Origin of the sequence: Alteromonas sp. D210916BOD_24, from assembly GCF_047159385.1 — a bacterium.
Taxonomy (GTDB): domain Bacteria; phylum Pseudomonadota; class Gammaproteobacteria; order Enterobacterales; family Alteromonadaceae; genus Alteromonas.
The window spans coordinates 763,441-788,695 of record NZ_AP038333.1; the positions used below are offsets into that span (position 1 = coordinate 763,441).

At 45.7% G+C, this 25,255-nt stretch carries 19 protein-coding genes and 1 other RNA gene; 13 read left to right on the top strand and 7 right to left on the bottom strand.

Translation table 11 applies throughout. The features are described from left to right. The first annotated feature begins 12 nt into the window (after positions 1 to 12). The 5 genes from ampE (at position 13) to lpdA (ending at position 8,448) form a co-directional block, all read left to right on the top strand. Positions 13 to 882 carry a beta-lactamase regulator AmpE gene (ampE, locus tag ACMCM8_RS03345; RefSeq protein WP_412725448.1) on the top strand — a complete coding sequence of 290 codons (870 nt, stop codon included), beginning with the start codon at positions 13 to 15 and terminating at the stop codon, positions 880 to 882. 342 nt (positions 883 to 1,224) lie between these two features. Next, positions 1,225 to 1,971, top strand: coding sequence for a GntR family transcriptional regulator (locus ACMCM8_RS03350; RefSeq protein ID WP_412725450.1), 747 nt, complete (start codon positions 1,225 to 1,227; stop codon positions 1,969 to 1,971). Positions 1,972 to 2,184: 213 nt separating this feature from the next. Continuing rightward, positions 2,185 to 4,860: a pyruvate dehydrogenase (acetyl-transferring), homodimeric type gene (aceE, locus tag ACMCM8_RS03355; RefSeq protein WP_412725452.1), complete on the top strand. Its 2,676-nt coding sequence runs from the start codon at positions 2,185 to 2,187 to the stop codon at positions 4,858 to 4,860. A gap of 21 nt (positions 4,861 to 4,881) precedes the next feature. Then, positions 4,882 to 6,894 carry a pyruvate dehydrogenase complex dihydrolipoyllysine-residue acetyltransferase gene (gene aceF / locus ACMCM8_RS03360; protein WP_412725454.1) on the top strand — a complete coding sequence of 671 codons (2,013 nt, stop codon included), beginning with the start codon at positions 4,882 to 4,884 and terminating at the stop codon, positions 6,892 to 6,894. 132 nt (positions 6,895 to 7,026) lie between these two features. After that, positions 7,027 to 8,448, top strand: coding sequence for a dihydrolipoyl dehydrogenase (gene lpdA / locus ACMCM8_RS03365; RefSeq protein WP_412725456.1), 1,422 nt, complete (start codon positions 7,027 to 7,029; stop codon positions 8,446 to 8,448). A gap of 95 nt (positions 8,449 to 8,543) precedes the next feature. Here the strand turns inward: lpdA and ACMCM8_RS03370 are convergent, their stop codons facing one another. Beyond that, positions 8,544 to 9,644, bottom strand: coding sequence for a LysR family transcriptional regulator (locus ACMCM8_RS03370; RefSeq protein ID WP_412725458.1), 1,101 nt, complete (start codon positions 9,642 to 9,644; stop codon positions 8,544 to 8,546). 312 nt (positions 9,645 to 9,956) lie between these two features. Between ACMCM8_RS03370 and ACMCM8_RS03375 the strand changes: the two genes are divergently transcribed. The 7 genes from ACMCM8_RS03375 to ACMCM8_RS03405 all read left to right on the top strand — a co-directional run bounded on the left by ACMCM8_RS03375 (position 9,957) and on the right by ACMCM8_RS03405 (position 18,615). Then, positions 9,957 to 11,222: an efflux RND transporter periplasmic adaptor subunit gene (locus ACMCM8_RS03375; protein ID WP_412725460.1), complete on the top strand. Its 1,266-nt coding sequence runs from the start codon at positions 9,957 to 9,959 to the stop codon at positions 11,220 to 11,222. After that, positions 11,222 to 14,344, top strand: coding sequence for an efflux RND transporter permease subunit (locus tag ACMCM8_RS03380; RefSeq protein ID WP_412725462.1), 3,123 nt, complete (start codon positions 11,222 to 11,224; stop codon positions 14,342 to 14,344). Before ACMCM8_RS03375 ends, ACMCM8_RS03380 begins: the two co-directional genes overlap by 1 nt. A 164-nt stretch (positions 14,345 to 14,508) precedes the next feature. Then, positions 14,509 to 15,219 carry an SIMPL domain-containing protein gene (locus tag ACMCM8_RS03385; RefSeq protein WP_412725464.1) on the top strand — a complete coding sequence of 237 codons (711 nt, stop codon included), beginning with the start codon at positions 14,509 to 14,511 and terminating at the stop codon, positions 15,217 to 15,219. Positions 15,220 to 15,488: 269 nt separating this feature from the next. Further along, complete coding sequence (locus ACMCM8_RS03390; protein ID WP_412725466.1) at positions 15,489 to 15,767, top strand: DUF1289 domain-containing protein; 279 nt, start codon at positions 15,489 to 15,491, stop codon at positions 15,765 to 15,767. 82 nt (positions 15,768 to 15,849) lie between these two features. After that, the gene (locus ACMCM8_RS03395) at positions 15,850 to 16,674 is read left to right on the top strand and encodes an HDOD domain-containing protein (RefSeq protein ID WP_412725468.1); all 825 of its coding nucleotides are present in this window, start codon (positions 15,850 to 15,852) and stop codon (positions 16,672 to 16,674) included. A 214-nt stretch (positions 16,675 to 16,888) separates the two neighbouring features. Continuing rightward, the gene (locus ACMCM8_RS03400) at positions 16,889 to 17,611 is read left to right on the top strand and encodes a DUF481 domain-containing protein (protein ID WP_412725470.1); all 723 of its coding nucleotides are present in this window, start codon (positions 16,889 to 16,891) and stop codon (positions 17,609 to 17,611) included. Positions 17,612 to 17,871: 260 nt separating this feature from the next. Further along, entirely contained in the window at positions 17,872 to 18,615 is a 744-nt protein-coding gene (locus ACMCM8_RS03405) for a DUF481 domain-containing protein (protein WP_412725472.1), read from the top strand. A 53-nt stretch (positions 18,616 to 18,668) separates the two neighbouring features. Here ACMCM8_RS03405 and serA read toward each other — a convergent pair whose 3' ends face one another. The 6 genes from serA to ssrS all read right to left on the bottom strand — a co-directional run bounded on the left by serA (position 18,669) and on the right by ssrS (position 24,048). Beyond that, positions 18,669 to 19,898, bottom strand: coding sequence for a phosphoglycerate dehydrogenase (serA, locus tag ACMCM8_RS03410; protein WP_412725474.1), 1,230 nt, complete (start codon positions 19,896 to 19,898; stop codon positions 18,669 to 18,671). A gap of 331 nt (positions 19,899 to 20,229) precedes the next feature. Next, a complete protein-coding gene (gene rpiA / locus ACMCM8_RS03415) occupies positions 20,230 to 20,886 on the bottom strand; it encodes a ribose-5-phosphate isomerase RpiA (protein ID WP_412725476.1) in 657 nt (218 codons plus the stop codon). Positions 20,887 to 21,121: 235 nt separating this feature from the next. Further along, a complete protein-coding gene (locus ACMCM8_RS03420) occupies positions 21,122 to 21,763 on the bottom strand; it encodes a 5-formyltetrahydrofolate cyclo-ligase (protein ID WP_412725478.1) in 642 nt (213 codons plus the stop codon). 219 nt (positions 21,764 to 21,982) lie between these two features. Beyond that, positions 21,983 to 22,924 carry a nucleoside hydrolase gene (locus tag ACMCM8_RS03425; RefSeq protein WP_412725480.1) on the bottom strand — a complete coding sequence of 314 codons (942 nt, stop codon included), beginning with the start codon at positions 22,922 to 22,924 and terminating at the stop codon, positions 21,983 to 21,985. Positions 22,925 to 22,944: 20 nt separating this feature from the next. Beyond that, the gene (locus tag ACMCM8_RS03430; RefSeq protein ID WP_412725482.1) at positions 22,945 to 23,844 is read right to left on the bottom strand and encodes a ribokinase; all 900 of its coding nucleotides are present in this window, start codon (positions 23,842 to 23,844) and stop codon (positions 22,945 to 22,947) included. 21 nt (positions 23,845 to 23,865) lie between these two features. Further along, a non-coding RNA gene (gene ssrS / locus ACMCM8_RS03435) (6S RNA) lies at positions 23,866 to 24,048 on the bottom strand. 614 nt (positions 24,049 to 24,662) lie between these two features. Here ssrS and ACMCM8_RS03440 point away from each other — a divergent pair. Then, on the top strand, positions 24,663 to 25,229 hold the full coding sequence (locus tag ACMCM8_RS03440) for a UPF0149 family protein (RefSeq protein ID WP_412725484.1): 567 nt from the start codon (positions 24,663 to 24,665) through the stop codon (positions 25,227 to 25,229). The last annotated feature ends 26 nt before the right edge of the window (positions 25,230 to 25,255 follow it).

Sequence of the window (25,255 nt, forward strand, 5' to 3'; positions counted from 1 at the left end):
ATATTATCACCCATGATGTTAATGAGTTTATTACTGGTATTAAGTCTTGAACGACTTATTACTAAAACGCCCCATTGGCATATAGAGAAGTATGCGAGTCAGTATCGGGAATTCTTATTTGGTAAGAAGTGGCTCGAAGACGACAGTAGCGCTTCCACACTTTATACACTGTTACTCGCACCCGCAATTGCTTTAGCCGCAGTGGAGTATTGGCTATTGGGGGCATTTTTTACTTTCGTAGAACAAAGTATCGTTTTGTTTATTTGCATAGGATGCCCGGCACTTAGAGCAACCTACAAGTGCTTTTTAAACGCAGCAGAGCGCAACGATTTGCAAGCGTGTAGCATGTACACAGACCAATTGGGTCATTGCGGTAGCATCAACGAAAGTGATGGTAGTGCGACAGCAGAAGGGAAAAGTTTTGGTCAGCATTTGACTTGGTTGAACTATCAACACTACGCAGCGGTGATGTTGTGGTTTATTGGCTTTGGTGCACCAGGTGCGCTTTTCTATTGTCTTAGTCGCAGTACAACAGAGGCGCTTTGTAGTGCCAATCACCCATTAAAAGCCAGTGCGGGTAGGTTGATGTTTGCACTCGATTACCTTCCTGTTCGGATCACGGCACTGGGCATGCTGATGATGGGCCATTTCTCAAGAGCGCTCCCAGAGTGGGTAAACTATGCCTTGCGTTTTGATGTCTCAGCCTACGATGTACTGACTGAAATTTCATCCAAAGCGGAAATGCTTACCCCGGAAGAGCTAGCTGAACAGGCTGAAAATGCAGCAGTGGAACCAAAGGTGTTGGTCAAACTTGCCAAGCGCAATGTTATTTTTCTCTTGGTCATTACCTCTGCGCTTACCTTGGTAGGTAGCCTGGCATAACTACCATTTTTAACATTTACCTTTACTGAGGCGCTTGGTTTATTTGTAAATTGTATGCAGATCAAGCGCTTTAGCTCAAATTCCGCACCACACTTTTCTCATCAGACCAGTTTTAACTACTTCACTTTTCTTAACAAATTCAACGATAAAGGTTTACACACAGCAATTCGTTACAGCTTTGCTATGCTTGTGAGTATTTACCTAGAAATCGATCTGGCTTAAACTGTATAGGTAAAATGGTATTACCAATTGGCGGTGTGATTAAATTTCTTGTGATTATTTTTTACATTCACACGAGAAATAAACTGAAAATCACCAAGATGGAAAGGAACGGTATTACGCATGCGTCAGCAGCGAAAAAAACTCTCTGATGTAATCACTGAGCAACTTGAGTCGATGATTCTGGACGGGTCTCTTTTGGCTGGGCAAAAGCTACCGCCGGAGAGAGAGTTGGCATTGGAGTTTGACGTTTCTCGTCCTTCACTACGAGAGGCTATCGGTAATCTACAAGCTCGCGGCTTGGTAGAACGCAAACAGGGCGGTGGAACCTTTGTTAACCGCAACCTGAACGCGGCGATGAAAGATCCGCTTATGGATTTAGTCAGCCAACGTCCCGAGACGCAGTTTGACCTGTTGGAGTTTCGTCACGCGCTAGAAGGTATGGCCGCGTATTACGCAGCACTTCGTGGGCAACCCGAAGATTATGATGCGTTAAAACAAGCGCTTAACGACTTACCTATGCCTAAGGCGAGGGAAAGCAAGCGCGCACAGGCAGAAGCTCTGGGCCAGTTTTATATCATTATGGCGCGCGCTTCTCACAACATGGTGCTACTGCATGTAATGAGCACCATGCAAACCATGCTGGTTGATAATATTGAACGAAATTTAGACATGCTGGCCGCCCACCCAGAAGCGGTTGAAGATATTGCCAAGCAACGTCGAGAAATTGTCGAGGCCATAGCATCACGGGATCCGGAAGCGGCAAGGCAAGCATGTAACACGCATTTGGCGTTTATAGAAAAAACGCTATTGACAATTAATCAACGCGATACTCGTGTACAACGCGCATTGCGACGATTAGAAATCTAGTTATTTGACCGCAGCTTGTACAGCAAGGGTTAGGTAACTATTCATTCGCAGAGGCTGGTCGGGTGAAAACCTGTGCCACTGCAAAACGCAGGTGAGCCAGATTGGGTCACTGTGAGTACAACGTAATTTAGTTTTCCTTCTTTTAGCGCTTATAAAATGATAAGCACAGCTAAGGGAGGATTTTCTATATAAGCAAAAAAATAGGATGGCACCATGTCTGATATGATGCACCAAGATGTAGATCCTCAAGAAACTAAAGAGTGGATTGATGCGCTTGAGTCGGTTTTAGAAGAGGAAGGCGTAGAACGCGCCCACTATTTACTCGAAAAACTTATTGATAAAGCACGTCGCAGCGGTGCGCATTTGCCTTATGATGCAACTACCGCCTACATCAATACCATTCCTGCTGCTCAAGAGCCAAAAATGCCAGGCGATTTGACCATCGAAGCGCGCATTCGCGCAGCAATTCGCTGGAACGCATTGATGATCGTATTGCGCGCATCGAAAAAAGAGTTGGAACTGGGCGGTCACATTGGCAGTTTTGCATCATCAGCCATGCTTTACGATGTAGGCTTTAACCATTTCTTTAAGGCGCCAAACGAGAATCAGGGCGGCGACTTTATTTTCTCTCAAGGCCATATTTCACCGGGGATCTATGCCCGTTCATTTATTGAAGGTAACTTAACGGAAGAGCAATTAAACAACTTCCGTCAAGAATGTGCTGGCGACGGTCTATCGTCATACCCGCACCCTCACTTGATGAAAGACTATTGGCAGTTCCCAACAGTATCTATGGGTCTAGGTCCATTGCAGGCTATCTATACTGCACGTTTCCTTAAATACCTCACCAACCGCGGTATCAAAGATTGTTCAGATCAACGTGTATACTGCTACATGGGTGACGGTGAGTGTGATGAGCCAGAGAGCTTGGGGGCAATTGGCTTGGCGTCTCGTGAAGGCCTGGACAACCTGACTTTTGTTATCAACTGTAACCTACAGCGCCTCGATGGCCCAGTACGTGGTAACGGCAAAATTATCCAAGAGCTTGAAGGTACGTTCCGCGGCGCTGGCTGGGAAGTAGTGAAAGTTATCTGGGGTAGCTACTGGGATGAGCTTCTTGCCCGCGATAAATCTGGCAAGCTAATTCAGTTGATGGGTGAAACCGTAGACGGTGAATACCAAAACTGTAAAGCCAAAGGCGGTAAGTACACCCGTGAAAACTTCTTCAACAAGTACCCTGAAACAGCGGCGCTTGTGGCGAACATGTCTGACGATGACATTTGGCGCCTTAACCGTGGTGGTCACGATCCGGTAAAAGTATTCGCTGCTTATCAAAGAGCTATCGATACGAAAGGTCGCCCAACGGTTATTCTTGCGAAGACAGTAAAAGGCTTTGGTCTTGGCCGTTCTGGCGAAGCACAAAACGTCGCGCACAACGTGAAGAAAATGGACGTGGATTCAATCAAACAATTCCGCGACCGCTTCAACATTCCTGTGGCAGATGAAAAGATTGCTGATCTCCCTTACTTCAAGTTCGACGAAGAGAGTGAAGAGATGAAGTATCTTCGCGAACGTCGTGAAGCACTAGGAGGTTACCTACCTTCTCGCCGCGAGCAAGCCGAAGAACAGCTAGACATTCCTGAATTAAGTGCATTTGACGCAATTTTAAAAGGGTCTGGTGATCGTGAAGTATCATCAACAATGACCTTCGTGCGTGTACTTAACGCGCTGTTGAAAGACAAGAAAATTGGTAAGCGAATTGTGCCAATTATTCCTGATGAAGCCCGTACATTCGGTATGGAAGGCTTGTTCCGTCAAGTAGGTATTTACGCTAACGAAGGCCAGAAATACGTCCCACAGGACGCTGACCAAGTAGCTTACTATCGCGAAGACAAGAAAGGTCAGGTACTACAGGAAGGGATTAACGAGTTAGGTGCAATGGCATCGTGGGTAGCGTCAGGTACGTCATACTCAACGTGCAACGCTACGACTATTCCGTTCTACATCTACTACTCAATGTTTGGTTTCCAACGTGTGGGCGACTTAGCATGGGCGGCCGGTGACAGTCAGGCGCGCGGTTTCCTATTAGGGGCGACGGCAGGTAGAACAACCCTTAACGGTGAAGGTCTACAGCACCAGGATGGTCATTCTCACGTTCAGGCGAACCTTATTCCTAACTGTATCACTTACGATCCAACATACGGTTATGAAGTGGCCGTTATTATCCAGGACGGTTTGCGTCGCATGTACGGTAATAACGAAAACATCTTCTACTACTTAACGTTGATGAACGAGAACTATCAACATCCTGAAATGCCAGCAGGTGATGATGTTGCAGAGAAAATCATCAAGGGTATTTACAAATTAGAACGTGTTGAAAACAACAAGTCTACATTGAATGTGCAGCTGATGGGCTCGGGTACGATTTTGAATGAAGTACGTAAAGCGGCGCAAATTCTATGCGACGACTACAACGTATCTTCTGACGTGTATTCAGTAACCTCGTTCAACGAATTGGCACGCGAAGGTCAAGACGTGGCACGCTGGAACATGTTAAACCCAGAAGCCGAGCAAAAAGTGCCTTACATTGGTCAGGTGATCACGAAAGACGCAGGTCCTGCTATTTCAGCCACTGATTATGTTAAGAGCTATTCTGACCAAGTGCGCGCGTTCATCGATACTGATTACCGCTGTCTAGGTACAGACGGTTTCGGTCGCAGTGACAGCCGTGAAAACTTGCGTACGCACTTTGAAGTTAATGCGTCATACATCGTGGTGGCATCACTTTACGAACTTGCTCAACGCGGTGACGTTGAGAAGAAAGTGGTAGCTGAGGCCATTAAGCGTTTTGATATTAACGCTGAAAAACTTAACCCACTTTACGCGTAAGCCAGATAAGGTATTTTACATATGTCAGATATTCAAAAGATTATCGTGCCTGATGTTGGTGGTGACGAAGTTGAAGTTATCGAGCTATGTGTTGCCGTAGGCGACAACATTGAAGCAGACGAAGGCGTTGTTACTGTTGAAAGTGACAAAGCGTCAATGGACATCCCCGCGCCGCTTGACGGTGAAATCGTCAGCTTATCGGTTTCAGTAGGCGATAAAATAAAACAGGGTGATGTGATTGGTGAAATTAAGGTTGCTGGTGGTGAGAGTGCATCTAACTCGTCATCTTCACAAGCATCACCAACTCAAGATACACCTAAGCAAGAGGCACCTAAAGCAGAAAGTACGTCAGATGCAGCGCCCGCTGCGTCTGGTAGCCAAGTGATTGAAGTGGCGGTGCCTGATATCGGTTCAGAAGACGAAGTTGATGTTATCGATGTACTGGTTTCTGTCGGTGATACCATTGAAAAAGAAGATGGTCTCATTACGCTAGAAACTGACAAAGCCACCATGGATGTACCCTCTACTCACGCAGGTACGGTGAAAGAAGTCTTCATTAGTACTGGCGACAAAGTAAAAGAAGGTACGGTAGTGATTAAGCTTGAGGTTGCTGGCGCTGCCGGTGGTTCAAGTGAATCAGCGCCATCTGAAGTTAACGCAAAGGCAGAAAGCACGCAACAAGCGAGTGCGCCAGTTGCGGCCAGCTGCGAAACGATTGAAGTGGCGGTACCAGACATTGGTGAAGATGGCGAAGTTGACGTAATCGATGTGCTGGTTTCTGTCGGTGATACCGTTGAAAAAGAAGACGGTCTTATCACGCTAGAAACTGACAAAGCCACCATGGATGTACCTTCAACACATGCAGGTACCATCAAAGAAGTCTTCATTAAAACTGGTGACAAAGTTAAGCAAGGCACTGTAGTGGTTAAGCTTGAAACTAGTGGCGCTTCGTCTGCACCTGTGGCTGATAAGCCGGCAGACAAGCCTGTTGAAGCAGCTAAGCAAGAGCCTTCAGCGGCCCAAGAAAGCTCGTCAGAATCACAACAAGATACAACTCAAGGCCGCTCACCTGTGCCTCCAGCGCCAGAAGCCAAGAGCACGGGTAAAGCTCACGCGTCACCATCGGTACGCCGTATAGCGCGCGAATTTGGTGTAGATCTCACGCAAGTAAAAGGCTCAGGTCCTAAAAACCGTATCTTGAAAGAAGATGTTCAAGCCTACGTGAAAGCAGAGCTTGCCAAACCACGCACTGCAGCAGGCTCGGGCAGCGCTGTTGTGGGTGATAACGTGCTGCAAATTGTGCCGGTTAAACCTGTTGATCACAGCAAATTCGGTGAAATTGAAGTCCAGCCATTGTCCCGTATACAAAAAATTTCGGGTCCGTTCTTACACCGCAACTGGGCGACAATTCCGCACGTTACGCAGTTTGACGAAGCAGATATCACTGACGTTGAAGCGTTCCGTAAAGAGCAAAACGATTACCACGGGAAAATTAAGTCTGGTCTTAAGATCACGCCACTGGTATTCGTAATGAAAGCGGTTGCCAAAGCACTTGAGAAATACCCAGTGTTTAATTCGTCGTTATCTGATGACGGTGAAAGCTTGATCATCAAGAAGTTTATTAACATTGGTATTGCGGTAGAAACACCGGGAGGCCTTGTAGTGCCAGTTATTCGCGATGTGAATAAAAAAGGCATAGAGCAATTATCGCAAGAGCTTATCGATACGTCTAAGAAAGCCCGTGAAGGCAAGCTAAAAGCGGCCGACATGCAAGGTGGTACATTTACCATTTCAAGCTTGGGCGGTATTGGCGGAACGGCGTTTACGCCTATCGTTAATGCACCGGAAGTGGCTATCTTAGGTGTGTCTAAATCTGAGATGAAGCCTAAGTGGAATGGTAAAGAGTTTGAGCCTCGTTTAATGGTACCGCTGAGCCTTTCCTACGACCATCGTGTAATTGACGGCGCGGTTGGAGCAAGGTTCTCTACAGAGGTGGCAGCAAACTTAACAGATTTGCGCCGAATCATACTTTAAATAAAAGGTCGAAAAAGTTTACAATATCAGTAACATTTTCGACGATTTTATAAGCCCATTTGGTGGCATTTAGGTTATGCTATTACACAAAAGTAATAGCATGACCCTACAAGAACAGGATTGAGGTTCACAATGAGCGAAATTAAAACGCAATTGGTGGTACTGGGCGGCGGCCCTGGCGGTTATTCAGCAGCGTTCCGTGCGGCTGACTTAGGTATTGAAACAGTTATCGTAGACTCACGCGCCACGCTTGGTGGTGTTTGTCTAAACGTGGGCTGTATTCCATCTAAAGCCCTTCTTCACGTAGCGAAAGTGATGAAAGAAGCGAAGCACCTTGCAAGTCACGGTGTAACGTTTGGCGAGCCGACCATCGATTTAGATAAAATCCGCGCTTACAAAGACAGCGTTGTTAATCAGTTAACAAACGGTCTTGGCGGTATGTCTAAAATGCGTAAAACCAAGCATGTACAAGGCTATGGTAAGTTCACAGGCGCTAATACGCTAGAAGTAAAAAATGGTGACGACGTTACTACTATTACGTTTGAAAAAGCGATTATTGCTGCGGGCTCTGAGCCAGTAAGCCTACCGTTCATCCCTGAAGACGACCGTGTAATCGACTCAACTGGTGCGCTGGAAATGAAAGACATTCCAGAGAAAATGCTAGTACTAGGCGGTGGTATCATCGGTCTGGAAATGGGTACGGTATACGAAGCACTAGGTTCAAAAATTGACGTAGTTGAATTCTTAGATCAGCTAATTCCAGCTGCTGACAAAGACATCATGAAAGTATTCATGAAAGACTACAAAGACAAGTTTAACATCATGCTAGAAACCAAAGTAACGGCGGTTGAAGCAAAAGATGACGGCTTGTATGTAACATTTGAAGGCAAAAATGCACCTGCTGAGCCAGTGCGTTATGACAAAGTGCTTGTTGCTGTTGGTCGTCGTCCTAACGGCAATTTGGTGGGTGCGGAAACCGCTGGTGTTAACGTTGATGAGCGTGGCTTTATCAATGTTGATAAGCAAATGCGTACTAACGTTGATCACATTTTTGCAATCGGTGACCTTGTTGGTCAGCCAATGCTTGCGCACAAAGCCGTTCACGAAGGTCACGTTGCTGCCGAAGTGATTGCGGGACAGAAGCATTACTTTGACCCACGTGCTATTCCTTCAGTTGCTTACACTGAGCCAGAAGTGGCTTGGGTGGGTCTAACTGAGAAAGAAGCGAAAGAGCAGGGCGTAAGCTACGAAACTGCCACTTTCCCTTGGGCTGCGTCTGGCCGTGCAATTGCATCTGACGCAACTAACGGTATGACCAAGATGATCTTCGAAAAAGAAACGGGTCGTGTTATCGGTGGGGCAATGGTAGGTACAAACGCGGGCGAAATGCTTGGCGAAATTGGCCTGGCAATCGAGATGGGTGCTGACGCAGAAGACGTAGCACTAACTATCCATGCTCACCCAACGCTTAACGAATCAATTGGTCTTGCGTCTGAAATCTTCGAAGGAAGCATTACTGACCTGCCAAATCCAAAAGCGAAGAAAAAGAAGTAAGTTAAGCTTTCATTCGTACTAATAAAAACCCGCTTTAATCAGCGGGTTTTTGTATCGAATACGCTCCACCCTCTATCAGATGTAATGCCCAAGCCCTAAGCAGACACTTTATCAGTACCCGATAACTTTTCTGTAGCTGTTGAATCTGAAGGCAGGGACATTGCAGTTGCGTCAGTGTGTTTCAAATGTGCTGGGGTAAATTCACTGCAGTCCATATTTCGCTGTTCCATAAAACGCTTAACGGTTTTTTCACAGTATGCTTTGCGGCAACATTGAGAAAGCAGCATTTCGTGGCGTTCTACCCGCTCGCGAATAAACTTCACCACCAAACGCCGCAGCCATTGCAAACCGGCATCCTGATCCTGTCGTTTATGCCACATTAACGAAAGGGGCGTGCTGACTATTTCAATGGGTGTTTCAAACACAGCCAGCTCACCAGAGAAAATCTCCTTCTCCATAACCAGTGAAGGGGCAACACAAATCAGGTTACTCTCTTTTAACAGTGGGGTTGCGTTGTAAAATTGATTCACTGACATCGCCACACGCCGTTTAAGCCCTAAGTTAGCCAATACCTGGTCGGTGGGCCCGGTGACATCACCCGTCACCGACACCAATAGGTGGTCTGCGGCAACAAAGTCTTCCAACGTAAGCTGTGCTTGGGCGAGGGGGTGATCTGGGCGCATTACCACCACCCAACTTGGATCAAGCACATGCTCTGTGCGGATAACTGCACCGGGGTTTTGATACTTTGAAAAAGTCAGTTCTGCTTCCGCATCTTTTAATATCTTATCCGTCTCCATGTCGTAATTTGGAATGGCATGAATATTAATACCCGGCGCTTCGTTTTCTATAACCTTGCGAAGTGGTCCCCAGACCATAGAGACAATGCTGTCTGTGGCAGCAATACGAAAGGTACGTTTTGCTGTTGCGGGGTTAAAATCGGTTGGATTGACCGCGACTTCAAGCTCGCCCAAAGGGCCTTGGATCTGACTCCATAAATTTTTTGCAAACGACGTGGGTTGAATGCCACGTCCATCTTTAACGAATAACTCGTCTTTCCACGCCGTTCGCATACGTGAAAGGGCGTTGGACACGGCAGGTTGCGTCATCGATAGTCGGTCAGCAGCACGGGTTATCGCGCCTTCAGTCATAATGGCGTCAAATATCATCAACAAGTTCAAATCATGTGGACGCATAGTCGTCTCCTACTCGGTGTCTCTACAACGGATCATTGTAACCAATAGGCGAATTAACCTATTGAGCGCTCGTTTTACAGTTTAGGCAGCCGCATTTTAAACAATTCTGATTTCTGCCTTAGCAAGTCAAAAAGTTGCAAGGCAAGACAGCCAAGAAGGACAAGCTGCTCATAACATCATCAAATTGACTGTTTATTAATATATAACATGATGTGATGTGTTGCATATAAAAAGATAATTATTTTTATTGTTCTGCGCTAGGCATAATGCGCGCTATTAAAAACCTAGTGAACGTTAAAAGAGAATCTTGCAATGAAAACTATTTCCCGTTTTTTAGCAATTGTGGGCCTTGCGGCAGTAGTCGCGGCGTGTGGCGGTGACGAGCAAGATCCTAGTCAGTCAATGCAGGCCAGCGTAGCTGTACCCGTTGATGTAGCAACTGTGGTGTCTCAACGCTTAACTGAATGGGATAATTTCACCGGTCGTTTAGAATCACCCCATGTTGTGGCGTTACGTCCCCGCGTGTCCGGGTATATCGACTTTGTGGCATTTGACGAAGGTGAGTATGTCAAGCAGGGACAAACCCTTTTTCTGATTGATAACAGAACTTTCAAAGCGGAAGTGGATCGGTTAACTGCCCAGTTAGAAGAAGCCAAGAGTCGTGTAGAACTGGCAGAGCAAAACTACAAGCGTGCGGTGACCTTGCGCAAAACACAAGCCGTGTCTGAAGAACTGTTAGATGCTCGGTTAGCAGAGAAGAACCAAGCACTGGCAAGTCTTAATCAAACCCAAGCTGCTCTTGAGGTAGCGCGATTAAACCGTGGGTTTGCCCGTGTTGAAGCGCCCATTTCAGGTCGTGTTTCCCGTGCCCATGTCACAGAAGGTAATTTTGTCAGTGCGGGACAAACAGAGCTAACCCGAATTGTGTCTACAGATAAGTTGTATGCGTATTTTGATATAGACGAGCACACTTACCTTAATTACATCAATGACAGTGCGAATGCTGCCACTGCGGTAAATGAACAACCTGTGGCGATGCGGTTGGCGAATGAGTCTGAATATCACCATTGGGGACAAATTGATTTTATCGACAATCAGGTGAACAGCAGTACTGGAACATTGCGCGTAAGAGCGGTGTTTAACAATGAAGAAGGTCGACTTATTCCCGGTTTGTTTGCCCATTTGAAGTTAGCTGGTGACACACTTGAGCAAGGAATTCTTATTAAGGAAAAGGCCATTGGTACAGATCTAAACAACAAGTTTGTGTTAGTTGTGAATGACCAAAACATAGTGGAATATCGCGCGGTAGCTTTGGGTGACAAAGTGGGTAGTATGCGCATTATTAAAAGTGGCTTAGCGGCCAATGACACTATCGTCGTCGATGGGCTTCAACGCGTACGCCCGGGAGCTGAGGTGATGGCAAGCGAAGTCCCTATGGGAGACGAAGATGCATTAGCAAACCTCTCAGACTGGCAATTAAAAGTAGACACGGTTTATCAGCTAAGTAACAGCATGGCCGAGTATGAAGATGTGTTGTCAGGTGGCAGCGCGGATATTGCAACCGCAGGGCTTAAGTAATGAATATCTCGCAATTCTTCATTAGTCGTCCGATTTTTGCGGGCGTACTGTCTTTACTTATTTTTATCGGTGGTGCCATTGCAGTATGGCAGCTTCCTATTACGGAATACCCGGAGGTAGTGCCACCCACTGTTGTGGTTAGTGCAAGCTACCCCGGTGCGAACCCAGAAGTCATAGCGCAAACGGTAGCGACCCCTCTGGAGCAAGAGATAAACGGCGTAGAAAACATGCTGTATATGTCTTCTCAAGCCACCAGTGATGGTCGCATGACCCTGACCATTACGTTTGCCATAGGGACTGATCCTGACGAAGCGACAACGCTGGTGCAAAACCGGGTAAATCGTGCTACACCGCGCTTGCCGCAAGAGGTGCAGCGATTAGGTGTGGTCACCGAAAAGTCGTCACCTGATTTAACCATGGTGGTCCACCTTACCTCGCCCGACAATCGTTATGACATGTTGTATTTGTCTAACTATGCTGACCAGTTTGTCAAAGATGAACTGGCTCGAATTCGGGGCGTAGGACAAGTTCGTTTGTTTGGTGCTGGGGAATTTAGCATGCGAGTATGGTTAGACCCCAACAAACTTGCAGCATTGCAACTAAACCCTGGCGATGTCGTTGCTGCCATTGCAGATCAAAACCAACAAGCAGCTGCGGGGAGTTTGGGCGCCCAGCCTACTGGCACCAGTGAATTTCAATTTCTCATTAATGTTCGCGGTCGTCTGAAAGATGAGAACGAATTTGAAAATATCATTGTTAAGACAGGTCAAAACGGTGAGATCACACGGCTTAAAGACGTGGCGCGAATTGAGTTAGGGGCAGACAACTATGCGCTACGCTCATTGCTAAACAATAACCCAGCTGCGGCCATTCCAATATTCCAAGCACCGGGCTCCAATGCCATACAGATTTCTGATGACGTGCGAGCACGTATGGCCCAGCTCTCTCAAGCGTTTCCTGATGGTCTGGAATATGACATTGTTTATGACCCAACGGTGTTTGTAAGAGGCTCTATCGAAGCCGTAGTCGACACACTGTTAGAAGCCATATTACTGGTGGTTTTAGTGGTTGTGTTGTTCTTACAAACGTGGCGCGCGTCCATCATTCCACTCGTCGCAGTACCCATTTCATTGGTGGGCACCTTTGCGTTCATGCAGTTAATGGGGTTCTCGTTAAATGCGCTGTCACTGTTTGGTTTGGTACTGGCCATCGGTATCGTTGTTGATGATGCGATTGTGGTCGTTGAAAACGTCGAGCGCAATATTGCAGAGGGTAAATTGCCGTTTGATGCCACCGTGCAGGCGATGAAAGAGGTGACCGGCCCCATTATTGCCACCACCTTAGTACTTGGTGCGGTATTCATTCCCACCGCGTTTATGAGTGGACTTACCGGCCAGTTTTATAAACAGTTTGCGTTGACTATCACGATATCAACGGTGATTTCGGCGATTAACTCGCTGACGTTAAGTCCCGCCCTGTCTGCACTTTTACTGAAGCCCCATGGTCAGGCGAAAGATTGGTTAACACGGGGCATGGACAAAGTATTTGGGCGGTTTATTTTTAGCCCGTTCAACCGTGTTTTTGAGCGTGGCGCAAAGACTTACACCACTACGGTAGGTGGGTTGATCCGCAAAAGCGGGATCGTGTTAGTGCTTTATGCAGGACTCATTGCACTCACTTACAATCAGTTCGCCAATACACCAACAGGCTATGTGCCAGGGCAAGACAAGCAATATCTGGTTGCTTTTGCACAGCTACCCAATGCCGCCAGTTTAGATAGAACCGAAGAAGTCATTCGTGAAATGTCGCGTATTGCCATGGCGCACCCAGGTGTCTCTGACGCCGTTGCGTTTCCTGGACTTAATATTAACGGTTTTACCAATAGTCCAAGTTCGGGTATTTTGTTCACGCCACTTAAACCGTTTAGTGAGCGCCAGTCTCCTGAGCTTTCTGCCGGTGCAATCGCTGGTGCCCTCAACCAACAGTTTGGTGCAATTAAAGGCGCTTACGTGGCTATCTTTCCGCCGCCACCTGTAATGGGTTTAGGCACCATTGGCGGCTTTAGATTGCAAGTAGAAGACAGAGGCAATCTGGGTTTTGAGACCTTGGAGCAAGTCACGCAAGAGGTGATTGGCAAAGCATGGGCACACCCTGCGCTTACTGGTTCCTTTACCAGCTTTACGGTGGCAGTACCTCAATTAGACGTGGACGTCGACCGAGAAAAAGCGGTCAGCCAAGGTGTCAACATAGATACATTGTTTACCACTATGCAGGCGTATTTGGGCTCGCTCTACGTTAATGACTTTAATCTGTTCGGACGTACTTATCAGGTAAACGTTCAGGCAGATGCGCAGTACCGCCAGGACATTGGTGACATCACACAGTTTAAAATTCGCAATGCACAAGGCGAAATGATCCCGCTTGGTTCGTTTTTAGATGTTCAGCACAGCGCTGGGCCTGACAGAGTGATGCATTACAACGGATATGTAACCGCAGAGATCAATGGTGCCCCTGCGCCTGGATATTCATCAGATCAAGCCAAAGCGGCGATAGAACAAATTCTTAAAGAGACACTGCCTCTGGGCATGACTTACGAATGGACAGAGTTAACCTATCAGCAAATCCTCGCGGGTAATGCATCAGTGTTTGTTTTCCCGTTGGTGGTGTTATTAGTGTTTTTGGTGTTGGCTGCACAGTATGAAAGTTTGCGCTTGCCATTGGCCATACTCTTAATCGTGCCGATGACATTACTCAGTGCACTTATTGGCGTACAGATTTACGGTGGCGACAACAATATCTTTACTCAAATCGGCTTGATTGTACTGGTAGGGCTAGCCACCAAAAATGCCATTTTAATTGTCGAATTTGCGAAGGAATTACAAGACAGTGGAATGGATGCGCTTGCCGCCATTAAAGAAGCCAGTCGATTGCGTCTGCGCCCCATTTTAATGACATCTATCGCGTTCATCATGGGCGTACTGCCCATGGTACTTTCCACTGGGGCTGGTGCCGAAATGCGTCAGGCCATGGGTGTCGCTGTGTTCTCAGGCATGATTGGCGTAACCGTGTTCGGCCTAGTCCTTACGCCTGTCTTTTACTACCTTCTCAAACGCAAAGGTTAATATCCCGTCTACCCAAGCGTTGCCCTCTTAAGGGGCACTTTTAGGTCGCTCATTTGAGCGGCCTTTTTTTTGCCACTTTTGATCAGGTTTTTATCTCGTTTTGTACAACAAAATTGCTCGCTTTTATCGCTATTGTTTGGTTTTTTTATTAAGTAGGAAAAACAATGAAAACAATTGCTGCAGTGATTATCGCAATAGCCATGGTGGGTTCAGTGGGGTTGATGGGCGCGCAGGTACAAACGGCAATGAATAATATGCAAACCTGGGATAGGGTAGTAACGGTAAAAGGGTTATCGGAAAGAGAGTATCTTGCCGATCAGGTCATATGGCCTATTCAGTTTGTTGATGCAGGAAATGACTTGCCTGACCTTTACGAGCACATTGAAAAAAACAGTATTAACGTCGCTAAATTTTTAGAAGATAAAGGGATTGCGGCGGAAAGTATTACGATAGGTAAGCCTGAAATAACAGATAAACTGGCACAGCAATACGGTGGACATGAGAAAGTACCTTTTCGCTACAGCGCTATCCAAACGGTGACCGTTTTTTCAGACGACGTCACCAAGGTAAGGGCGTTGATGCAGCAAATTGGTGAACTGATTAAAACCGGTATAGTGTTGTCAGAACAAAGTTATCGCGCTCAACCTGATTATATCTTTACGCGATTGAACGACGTAAAACCTGAAATGATTGAAGAAGCTACTCTAAATGCCAGAGAAGTGGCTGAGAAATATGCCCAAGATTCCAATAGCACCTTAGGAAAAATAAAACGCGCTAATCAGGGGCGTTTTAGTATCAGCAGTCGTGATAGTCATCATCCACATATTAAAAAGGTACGCGTCGTGTCGACCATCGATTATACCCTTATTGATTAATTGCTCGTTAGTAATCGGCGAAAACCAGGCAGAGGTAGAATAGGAAGGGGGTAGTTTTTTGTTTTTATTCAGATGGTTGTAGTTCTTGATTTGTTGGAAAGGACTGATTTTTTATACCTATGGAAAAATCTTGCGCTAACAATTTTAAGGTATAGCAGTATACTTTGCTGCTAATGTCTATTGGCTAGATTGCGCTACATGCGTTTTAATTTAGTGGTAGAGCAAAACATGCTCTGCTTGAATTCAATTAAAAAGTAAAAGCGAATCCTATGACTGACGCCACACCACAATCAAAGCAACTGGAATTTTTTGACATTCCCAGTCCTTGCATTGGCGTGTGCGAATCTGGGCCAAAGGGGTTCTGTAAGGGATGTTTTAGAAGCCGAGATGAACGTTTGTATTGGCTTAAGGTAGATGATGCCACCAAACGACAAATAATAAGTGCGTGTGTTAGACGCAAGCGCGCCTATTTGGCGCGCACCCGCAAGCTAGACCAATCTGATAGCGAAGAATTAACGGAACAAATTAACTTATTTGGCGATTTATAACAGATAAGTAATGAGAAATTATTGTAGTTTCAATAGGTTGAATTTAATATACCGCCGCCATGCAGTGTGTTGAGAGAAATAGATGTCGATAGAAAAGTATGTTTCATTTGCAGCGAAGTCATTCACATTACCTGATATTTGCGTTCGTTTACGCACTATCCTTGACGATCCGCGAAGCAGCGCAGAGGATCTTGGTGACGTTATCAGCGTTGATCCCTCGCTGACTGCAAAAGTCCTTCGTCTGGCAAATAGTTCGCTGTTTCGATTCCCTTCTCAAATAGAATCAGTTTCTAAAGCAATTAATGTTATTGGTGGCGAAGCGCTTTACAACCTCGTTATCGCAGAAACCGCCAGTTCTGCTTTTAAGAAATTTGACACTGCCAGTATTGATATAGATAAGCACTGGTACGCGTCTGTGTATTGTGGCATGGTGGCTAAAAACATTGCACTGCAATTAAATATCCGCGGTGCTGAGCGCTTTTTTGTGATGGGTATTTTACAGAATTTAAGTGAATTGGTTGTAGCGAAACGCGCACCAAAGCAATACCTCAAATACGTAGAGAGCGAAGTACAGGGGTTGCCATCGGATAAGCAGCAGGCTCATTTTGGTTTTACGTTTGCAAACTGCAGCGGTATTATACTTGAGAACTGGCATTTGCCGATGGGACTATTTTATCCCGTTACTCACATGAACGATATCGAACGTCAATCATCAGACTTAGATATTGCTGTGCTAGCGTTGGCTAGCAGGGTGACTGTTAGCCAGCTTGAACAAGAAAAATATAAAGATATTGAACTTGTCGCGCCAGAAATAGCCAATATGGTAACGCTAGATAAGGAATTGGTTAGCCACTCAGCCGAATATGCGGAAGTGGAAACCAGTAAAGTGGTGTCGTTGATCTCCTGAGCTAAGATCACGCAGCTTAGCATGCTGCCACTGCCTTGAATAATAAATATAACGCGCTTCAAACGTGAAGGGCATTTGCAATCGTCTATACGACGTGTGATTAAAACCAGCAACGCTCAAGTTAAATTATATTATGTGCCATAAAATCATCAGCCTAAGCATGGTAATTGCTATTGCTTGCTCCAGTGTTTGCTTTAATGCACACGCAAGAGATTTGATTAGAACGCTATATCATGCTGATTTTTCACCTGACACAGATGATGAAATTCCGCGATTTTCCCTCGATGGAGAGTTAGGCTTACTCATTAATACCGGCAATACCTCTGCGGCCAGTGTAAAAGCGGCTATTAACGCTGACCATGAAACAGAGAGCTGGAGCAGCCTTTACTTTGCTGAGTTGTTGTACAAAGAAAGTGGCACACCCACCACCCGGCGTGACGTCAGTGCACAACGTTTCTACAGTAGTGCCCAATTCGATTACAAGCTACTCACACCCGGAAGACGACTATTCATGTACGGTGATTATGAAGATGATCAGTTTAATGGTTACGATCACCGTGCGTCACTCGCAGCGGGTTATTCCCAACGATTATGGCGCAACGAAGACAGTGAATTCAAATACAGTATTGGGCCGGGATTCAGTTTCATTGAGGCAGATGAAGACAATACCAGTGTAGTGAATGACGGCATTATTGTGCGAGCATCAGCCGAATATCGTTATCGCTGGAGTTCAGGAGCAAAGTTAAGGCAATTTCTCAGCACAGAAGCCGGTCAGGAAAACACTAAATCGCGCTCGGAAACGTCATTGTCAGCCAACGTGTTTGGCTCACTGGCGATGAAACTGTCTTTTACACTGAATCATGAAACGGACACTGCTGAAGACGTTAATCCGCTTAGCACGGAAACATCAGTAGCACTGGTTTATCAATTTTTCTGAAATATAACGACCTTTGCTGTATGTTTTTTGAACCATTATAAGTCTGCAGTCTAATTAATTAGTGTAATTTTGCGGCTTTAACTGGTGATTTCAACGACCGGCAGATTGACTGCTAAAAGTATCACTGTACACTGCGCCCAACTAATTACGTAGCCCCTTTATCGAAGGGATTATTAAGTTTACTTACTCGCGTTGTACGACCTGGTTATTGCTGTGGTTTTCAGTACAACAGATGGAATGCTAATCAATAGGATTGTTTAATGAAAAATCAAGCGCTCATATCTTTAGTTGCAATGTCTCTTTCTTCAGCTGTTTTCGCTCAGGATGACGTTAAACCTTTTACAATGGAAGGTGAATTAGGGTTTATCTCTACATCAGGTAACACTCAAACTACGTCTATCAGTGCGGGTATTACAGCTCACCAGGAACTAGAGCAATGGAGTAACGATTACATTGCCAAGGGACTTTACAAGAGAGAAACCGTAGAAGGTGATGATGGAGAAGATATCGAATTTACTTCTGCACAAAAGTTTTTCGGTTCAGCGCAAGGTAACTACAAGCTATCTAATCCAGACTATCGTCTATTTGGCTTCGCGTCATATGAAGATGACCGTTTCAGTAACTTTAATTACCAGGCGACTGTTGCTGCTGGTTGGAACCAAAAGGTGCTACAAAACAAGCGCCATACACTAGAGTATTCAATTGGTCCGGGTTACTCATTTGTTGAAACTCAAGAAGGTGAAAGCTTAGATAGTGCAATTGTTCGTGCATCAACTGCGTACACCTGGAAGATTTCAAGTACCGCTAAGTTTACTCAAACCGCAAGTACCGAGGTGGGTTCTGAAAACACCAAGTCCCGTGCAGAAACAGCATTAACGGCGACTATCAGTGGAAACCTATCAATGCGTTTGTCATTTAAGTTAGATCACAACACCAACGTAGCTGACGACGTTGAAAAACTCGATACTGAGACAGCAGTAAGCTTGGTTTATAACTTCTTCTAAGCTTATATCAGATACAAAAAACGCTGCATTCGCAGCGTTTTTTTTTACTCAAGCTAGTGCAAGATGCGGGTTTTGATGGTGCCGTCAATTTGCTGAAGCTCAGCTAAGGCTTCGTAGCCTCTATCTTCTTTAACATCGACCACAACATAACCAATTTCCGCATTGGTTTGCAGGTACTGGGCTTCGATGTTGATGCCTTTTTCAGCAAACGCGCGGTTTATTTGCGTGAGGATACCGGGCTGGTTCTTGTGCACGTGAAGTAAGCGAGAACGTCCAGTGTGTTCTGGAAGTGACACTTCTGGGAAGTTAACGGCTGATAAGGTAGAGCCATTGTCGCTGTACTTCGCCAGTTTTCCGGCAACTTCAATTCCGATATTTTCTTGCGCTTCCTGTGTACTGCCTCCCACGTGTGGAGTCAAAATCACATTATCAAACTTGCGCAGTGGAGATTGAAACTCTTCTGTGTTCGATTTAGGCTCAACTGGGAACACGTCAATAGCAGCACCATTTAGGTGGCCAGACTCCAATGCCTGTGAAAGGGCATCAATATCCACCACTGTACCGCGAGAAGCGTTGATTAAAATACTGCCTTTTTTCATTTGAGACAGCTCTTTCTCACCAATCATGTTTTGTGTCTGAGGCGTTTCAGGCACATGAAGCGACACTACGTCAGCGTTATTAAGCAATTTTTCAAGAGATTTCACTTGTGTGGAATTACCTAAAACCAGCTTGTCTTCTATATCGAAAAACTGCACGCGCATACCAAGATGTTCAGCCAGAATACTTAACTGCGTACCGATATGACCGTAGCCAATAATTCCCAGTGTTTTCCCGCGCGCTTCGTATGATCCAACTGCCGTCTTTTCCCATTCACCGCGATGTGCCTTAGCATTTTTACTGGGAACCTGGCGTAGCAAAAGGATTATTTGTCCAAGTACGAGTTCTGCCACAGAACGGGTATTGGAGAAGGGGGCGTTGAATACCGGAATACCACGTCGTTGGGTTGCATCAAGGTCAACCTGATTAGTACCGATACAAAAACAGCCAATTGCCACCAGTTTCTGCGCTGCTTCAACCACTTTTTCTGTGATCTGAGTACGCGAGCGGATACCTACAAAGTGAGCGTCTTTAATCTTCTCAATTAGCTCATCTTCAGGAAGCGAGGTTTTAAGAAATTCAATGTTACTGTAGCCATTGTTCTTTAGGGTCTCTAAGGCGCTTTGGTGTACACCCTCTAACAATAAAATTCGGATTTTATCCTTTTCTAGTGAAACTTTACTCATGAACTCGCTATCTCTCGCTAATGAAATACGGACCGTGCATGAGACTGAAACCTATATACTTCCTTAATTACCCAGAGACCAATTGTGATAAATGTGGTCAATAGAACCTTAAAGGAGAAGGTTTGGTACAGCTTTGTGGTTTCGGTCTCATTGTCAAAACGACTAATTATCACCGGAAAGTGGGAATCTTTACTAGTATCACCACTTGCCAATTTATCACACAAGGGACATCTAGACGTCTAAATGGAAACTAACAGAATTTTCCAAAAGTTGAAAGTAGTATTTAGCGCATCAAGGTTGCGCTAAATCTTATTCTTCTACTTGCACTGTTTTATTTAAACGTTTCTACACCTGAGTCGGTAGCAGATAACACAATGTCAGCACCGCGAAGTGCAAATATGCCATTTGTTACAACGCCCGGAATATTATTAATTTTTTGCTCTAACTCTCTGGGGTTGAGGATCTCTAGATTGTGCACGTCAAGAATGACATTCCCATTATCTGTCACTACCCCTTGGCGGTACTCAGGATCGCCACCAAGTTTGACTAATTCTCTGGCAACAAAAGAGCGCGCCATAGGAATGACTTCTACCGGCAATGGAAAGCGACCAAGAATAGGGACGCGCTTACTTTCATCGACTATACACACGAACGTGGTGGCGGCGCCGGCAACAATTTTTTCACGGGTGAGCGCGGCGCCCCCGCCTTTAATCATGTGTTTGTGTTCTGTTACTTCGTCAGCACCGTCAATATACACGGACAAGTCGCTGACTTCGTTGAGTTCGAATACTTCAATACCCAGTGCCTTCAAACGCTCAGTGGAGGCGTGAGAGCTGGATACGGCACCTTCGATTTTGTGCTTAATTTTACCCAGTTCTTCGATAAAAAAATTAACAGTAGAGCCTGTCCCTACGCCAACAATACTGTCTTGTTTAACGTAGTCGATGGCGGCTTTGGCGACGGCTTGCTTTTTTGCGTTTTGATCCATGTTCACTCTCCGGCTAATTGTGCCCGCAGTGTAACCGATATGAAGAAGTGAACCCAGATTAACCTGTGCAATTTTTGTAATAGTGGAAATATAGGGAAGATATAGCTACGCCAGCGAGGTGATTGAACCTATCGACAATAGGTTTTAGGCGACACACTAATGAAATAGACACAAATAAGAGCTGGTAAACAGCCATAGCAAAGCGCACTAGGCTAGGGGGCTTTGTGCAATAGAGTTAGAACTGCAACACTCGGGTAGGGGTAATAATGGCATCGAGAGGCACGTCCCAGGAGGCTACGGGAAGCGATGCCACTTCTTGCAGGTCATGGGCAATGCCAATCAGTTTAGGCTTGTGTGTGGCACTGTGTGTAAACGCCAGTGTTCTATCATAGTAACCCCCTCCCATGCCCAGTCGATTGCCGTGCTGATCAAAACCCACTAAAGGCATCAAAATAACGTCTAGGGCTGGGGTAGGGATCACATTGAGGCAGGACAGCGCAGGCTCTTTTATACCGTACTTATTGATGACCATATCGGTATCTGACTGGTACCGTAAAAAGAGTAAATGCCCTTTGCAAACTGGGTGCAGTACAGGCAATGCAAAACTAAGTGGTAAGCCTTTTTGCCAGCTGTTAGCGATGTAATGCGAGAGATCCACTTCACCGTCATTGGCTAAATAAGTCGCAATGGTTAATGCAGACTGTTGGGGTAAATAGGCCGTAAGTTGACGAAGTACTGATTGGCCAGCCTTAATTTGTGCATCTGCTGACAACGCTTTACGCTGAGCTCGCAATTGTCTGCGAAGGGCAGTGCGCGCTTCGAAAGTGTGTTCCGATATCGGCTGAATAAGGTGAGAACTTTTTGAAAAACTTGGCATGGAAAAAGGTTATTCCTGACGACTTAAAAAGCGAGCTAAGACATTATCAAGCGTATGACTATCCATTGCGCTTATCAGTATGTCATTACCTACAAATTCATTGAGTCCATAGCGCATGTGTTCACAATGACGGTGGAAAATCATGGTTGTTCAAATAATTGCTTACCTACAAAAAAGGGGCTGTAACAACACAACCCCTTTACGTTATCACACTTACAGTTATAGTGCGTAGGTGTCGATAAACAATTGCTCTAGCTTGGCGTGGTCTACTTTTGTCGCCACCTTAATGGTGTTGGCTTCGTTCCACAATGGGCTAGGCGTGGTGCCTTTTGGCGCTACCACTGTCTGGCCTCTGTCTAATGTACCCGTCCCCACGCGTACATGGCCTTCTGTCAATTCAAATAGCTCTGGGTGACGAAGGTGTGCGATAGGAAACGCATCGTGGAAGAAACACACGCGGTCTTCGCGATTTTGTGAATAGAAATCCATGTAGAACTGCGCACTTTCCTGAACGAAACTGCCCAACGTTGGATTCTTCTCAGCAAGTACATCCACAAATGTCGGTGCAAATGGCACATCATTGGTAACATCCAGACCAAACATGGTGAGATCCCAATCCGCCGCAAACACGATTTCAGCAGCGTGGGCGTCGTTCCAGATATTCGCTTCTGCAACGGGAGTAACGTTACCGCGAACAAAGGCTGCGCCACCCATGATGCTTACGCCTTTAACCAGCTTAGGTAGGTTAGGCTCAAGGCGCAGCGCCAATGCCAGGTTACCTAAAGGACCAATGGCAACCAGGGTAATTTCGCCTGGGTATTTACGCGCCATGTCGACAATAAATTGTGCCGAACTACGGGGATCTAACTGCGTTTTTGGCGCTTCAGGTTTGATATGACCAAACCCGTGATCACCGTGAACAAAATGTGCGTAGGTAGATTCTGGACCAACCCAAGGCATTCCTACACCTTGAGTAACCGGAATATCTTTACCCGCTAATTCACACAAGGTTAATGCGTTTTGTGCCGCCATGGTAACGGGAACGTTGCCAAATACAGTGGTTAAACCAAGTATTTCTATATCGGGAGATTGAAAAGCGAAAAATATCGCCATTGCATCATCAATGCCCGGATCGGTATCTAAAATGATTTTATGTGCCATCAAACTATCTCAAATGCGTCTTACTGTTGGGCGTGTTTCGCTAAGAAACGATCCACTTCTTTTTGTGTCGGAATACTTTGGGCCGCGCCTTCGCGAGTTACTGCTATCGCTGAGGCAGCGCAACCGCGGCGCAATGCCTGTTTGGCGTCGGTGTGGTTGCTGTAAGCAGACAGGAAGTAACCTATAAAGGTGTCACCTGCAGCTGTGGTATCCACTGCGTCTACCGAAAAAGCGTTAACTTCTACCGTGTTGTTTTTACGTAGCATCAATACGCCAGCTTTGCCAAGTGTAATGATGACTTCGCAATGTGACCACTGTGCTTTAAAGACTGCCACTATATCATCGAGAGACTCTTTACCGGTAATGGCAGCTGCCTCTGTCTCATTTACAATCAATAAATCAATACACTCTAGCGGTAGGTGTTTAACCGATTCACTCATTGGTGCCGGGTTGAAAGCCACTTTCAGTTGCTTGTCTTTGGCTTGACGAAGCACTTCTTCAATGCTGCTTGTTTCGTTTTGCGTCAATACCCAGTCTGAGGGTTTGGCATCGTCAAGGGCGTGCATAACGGTTTGCGCTGTAATGGTTTGGTTTGCCCCACCAAAAAGCACAATAGCATTTTCACCACTGGGTGTAACTTGAATGATCGCATGACCTGAAGGGGTTTCTGAGCACTTAACAAAACGGCAGTCTACGCCTTTTTTGATCAGCGTTTGTTTAAATGCAGCGTCATTTTCGTGAATGCTGCCCACATGTCGGACATCTGCACCCGCTTGAGCAAGCGCGATAGACTGATTTGCCCCTTTGCCACCTAACAGAGTTTGGTAGTGGGTCGACGCCAGCGTTTCACCAGGTTGTACAAAGTGTTCTACCTGATAAACGTGGTCAATATTAATAGAGCCAAAATTTATAATTGCCATTTCTTCTTCCGTCGAAAGAGGGCGTTTCCCAGAATGCCGCTGTTCATGTATCGCCCGTGAACCGAAAAGTTCAGGGCGGAAGTATCACAACAGCCGTAGGCTTCTCGATACGCGTCGAGCTTGCACAATAGCCATCGTTTCAACTTCCTTGGTTTAAAGCATCGGCCAGGGACATGAATGAACTAGCAAACATCCCAGGAAACATTGTTGTTGTATAAAACGCAACAGGGTATATCAAACGCGCGACCCAGTGAAGGGGATCACTTAATGCGGCTTGCAACAATTTTGCGTACGTGAAAGAGGCTGTTGCGCTTCGCGGTACGTTGTAGGTTCGTCCCAAGCAATTCAGACTCTTATTTACTGCTGAAAAGAAATAAATATCTTCTTGACCAGTTGGTCAGCAATTATACACGCATATTTGATAAGCTCAATAATCACATAAGTGTTAGATGGACGCCTGTCAACGTTATACATTTGCTCTAATGTGAGTGCTATAACGGGAATTTGTTTAATGCCCTAATAGCTCACAGTGAAAAGATCTTAGTTTAAATAATGACATGTGGCTAGTGAAGAAGTGACAAATGCGACCAAAGCATAACTGTTTGCACAGGGAGTAAACAAAACGTTTGTTCATTGTACTGTTTGTTGAATTCCCTATACTTTAAGGAGCGCCAAATCCCGACCAAATGTGGGCTTTGCACAGTGAATTTTGCTAGTATTGAGATTAAGTACAAGAGACGCGTTGAGTAGTTAACTTGCCAGCAGGCACAATTAACGTGCAAGACCTCTTAAAATTCATCATTAATAGAGAACGATTTGTGGAAAAACAGCTCGATTACGATAGCGTAAGCAATAAACTTTCTCAGCAAGGCATTGTGGTAGATGGCGCAGAAGTTCACGGAATTCTATGTGGAATGCTGTGTGGTGGCATGTCGTTGACCGATCAAAAATGGCTAGAAGCACTTAGCGAAACTATCAATCAGGGAGAGTCATTTGCCGACGCCACGTCGCATTTACTGACCAGTTTATTTAACCAATTGTGTGAACAACTCCTAGAACCTGAATTCGCGCTCAGTTTGTTACTTCCCGATGACCAGGCGCCTATCAATGACAGAGGCGCAGCGCTGATTAATTGGGTTCAGGGGTTCATGTTAGGTTTTGGGTTACATCAGCAAGACTTAATGCAATGCTCGGAAGACGTCAAAGAAGCGTTAGAAGATTTCGCCGACATCGCCCGCATGGAAGAGCCAATGGAAGCCGACGAAGAATCGGAGAAGGCTTTATTTGAAGTGATTGAATACGTGAAGATTTCTGCGATATTGTGTTTCAGTGAACTCGGTCAGTCGTTGCTGGATGATCAGCAAGACACGCCTTCTGTACACTGAACGGATAATTGAGATAAAGCGTATCT

Excerpts from the sequence above, each read along its gene's own strand:
- ampE (WP_412725448.1), top strand. The coding sequence starts at position 13 with ATGATGTTAATGAGTTTATTACTGGTATTAAGTCTTGAACGACTTATT.
- ACMCM8_RS03350 (WP_412725450.1), top strand. The coding sequence starts at position 1,225 with ATGCGTCAGCAGCGAAAAAAACTCTCTGATGTAATCACTGAGCAACTT.
- aceE (WP_412725452.1), top strand. The coding sequence starts at position 2,185 with ATGTCTGATATGATGCACCAAGATGTAGATCCTCAAGAAACTAAAGAG.
- aceF (WP_412725454.1), top strand. The coding sequence starts at position 4,882 with ATGTCAGATATTCAAAAGATTATCGTGCCTGATGTTGGTGGTGACGAA.
- lpdA (WP_412725456.1), top strand. The coding sequence starts at position 7,027 with ATGAGCGAAATTAAAACGCAATTGGTGGTACTGGGCGGCGGCCCTGGC.
- ACMCM8_RS03370 (WP_412725458.1), bottom strand. The coding sequence starts at position 9,644 with ATGCGTCCACATGATTTGAACTTGTTGATGATATTTGACGCCATTATG.
- ACMCM8_RS03375 (WP_412725460.1), top strand. The coding sequence starts at position 9,957 with ATGAAAACTATTTCCCGTTTTTTAGCAATTGTGGGCCTTGCGGCAGTA.
- ACMCM8_RS03380 (WP_412725462.1), top strand. The coding sequence starts at position 11,222 with ATGAATATCTCGCAATTCTTCATTAGTCGTCCGATTTTTGCGGGCGTA.
- ACMCM8_RS03385 (WP_412725464.1), top strand. The coding sequence starts at position 14,509 with ATGAAAACAATTGCTGCAGTGATTATCGCAATAGCCATGGTGGGTTCA.
- ACMCM8_RS03390 (WP_412725466.1), top strand. The coding sequence starts at position 15,489 with ATGACTGACGCCACACCACAATCAAAGCAACTGGAATTTTTTGACATT.
- ACMCM8_RS03395 (WP_412725468.1), top strand. The coding sequence starts at position 15,850 with ATGTCGATAGAAAAGTATGTTTCATTTGCAGCGAAGTCATTCACATTA.
- ACMCM8_RS03405 (WP_412725472.1), top strand. The coding sequence starts at position 17,872 with ATGAAAAATCAAGCGCTCATATCTTTAGTTGCAATGTCTCTTTCTTCA.
- serA (WP_412725474.1), bottom strand. The coding sequence starts at position 19,898 with ATGAGTAAAGTTTCACTAGAAAAGGATAAAATCCGAATTTTATTGTTA.
- rpiA (WP_412725476.1), bottom strand. The coding sequence starts at position 20,886 with ATGGATCAAAACGCAAAAAAGCAAGCCGTCGCCAAAGCCGCCATCGAC.
- ACMCM8_RS03420 (WP_412725478.1), bottom strand. The coding sequence starts at position 21,763 with ATGCCAAGTTTTTCAAAAAGTTCTCACCTTATTCAGCCGATATCGGAA.
- ACMCM8_RS03425 (WP_412725480.1), bottom strand. The coding sequence starts at position 22,924 with ATGGCACATAAAATCATTTTAGATACCGATCCGGGCATTGATGATGCA.
- ACMCM8_RS03430 (WP_412725482.1), bottom strand. The coding sequence starts at position 23,844 with ATGGCAATTATAAATTTTGGCTCTATTAATATTGACCACGTTTATCAG.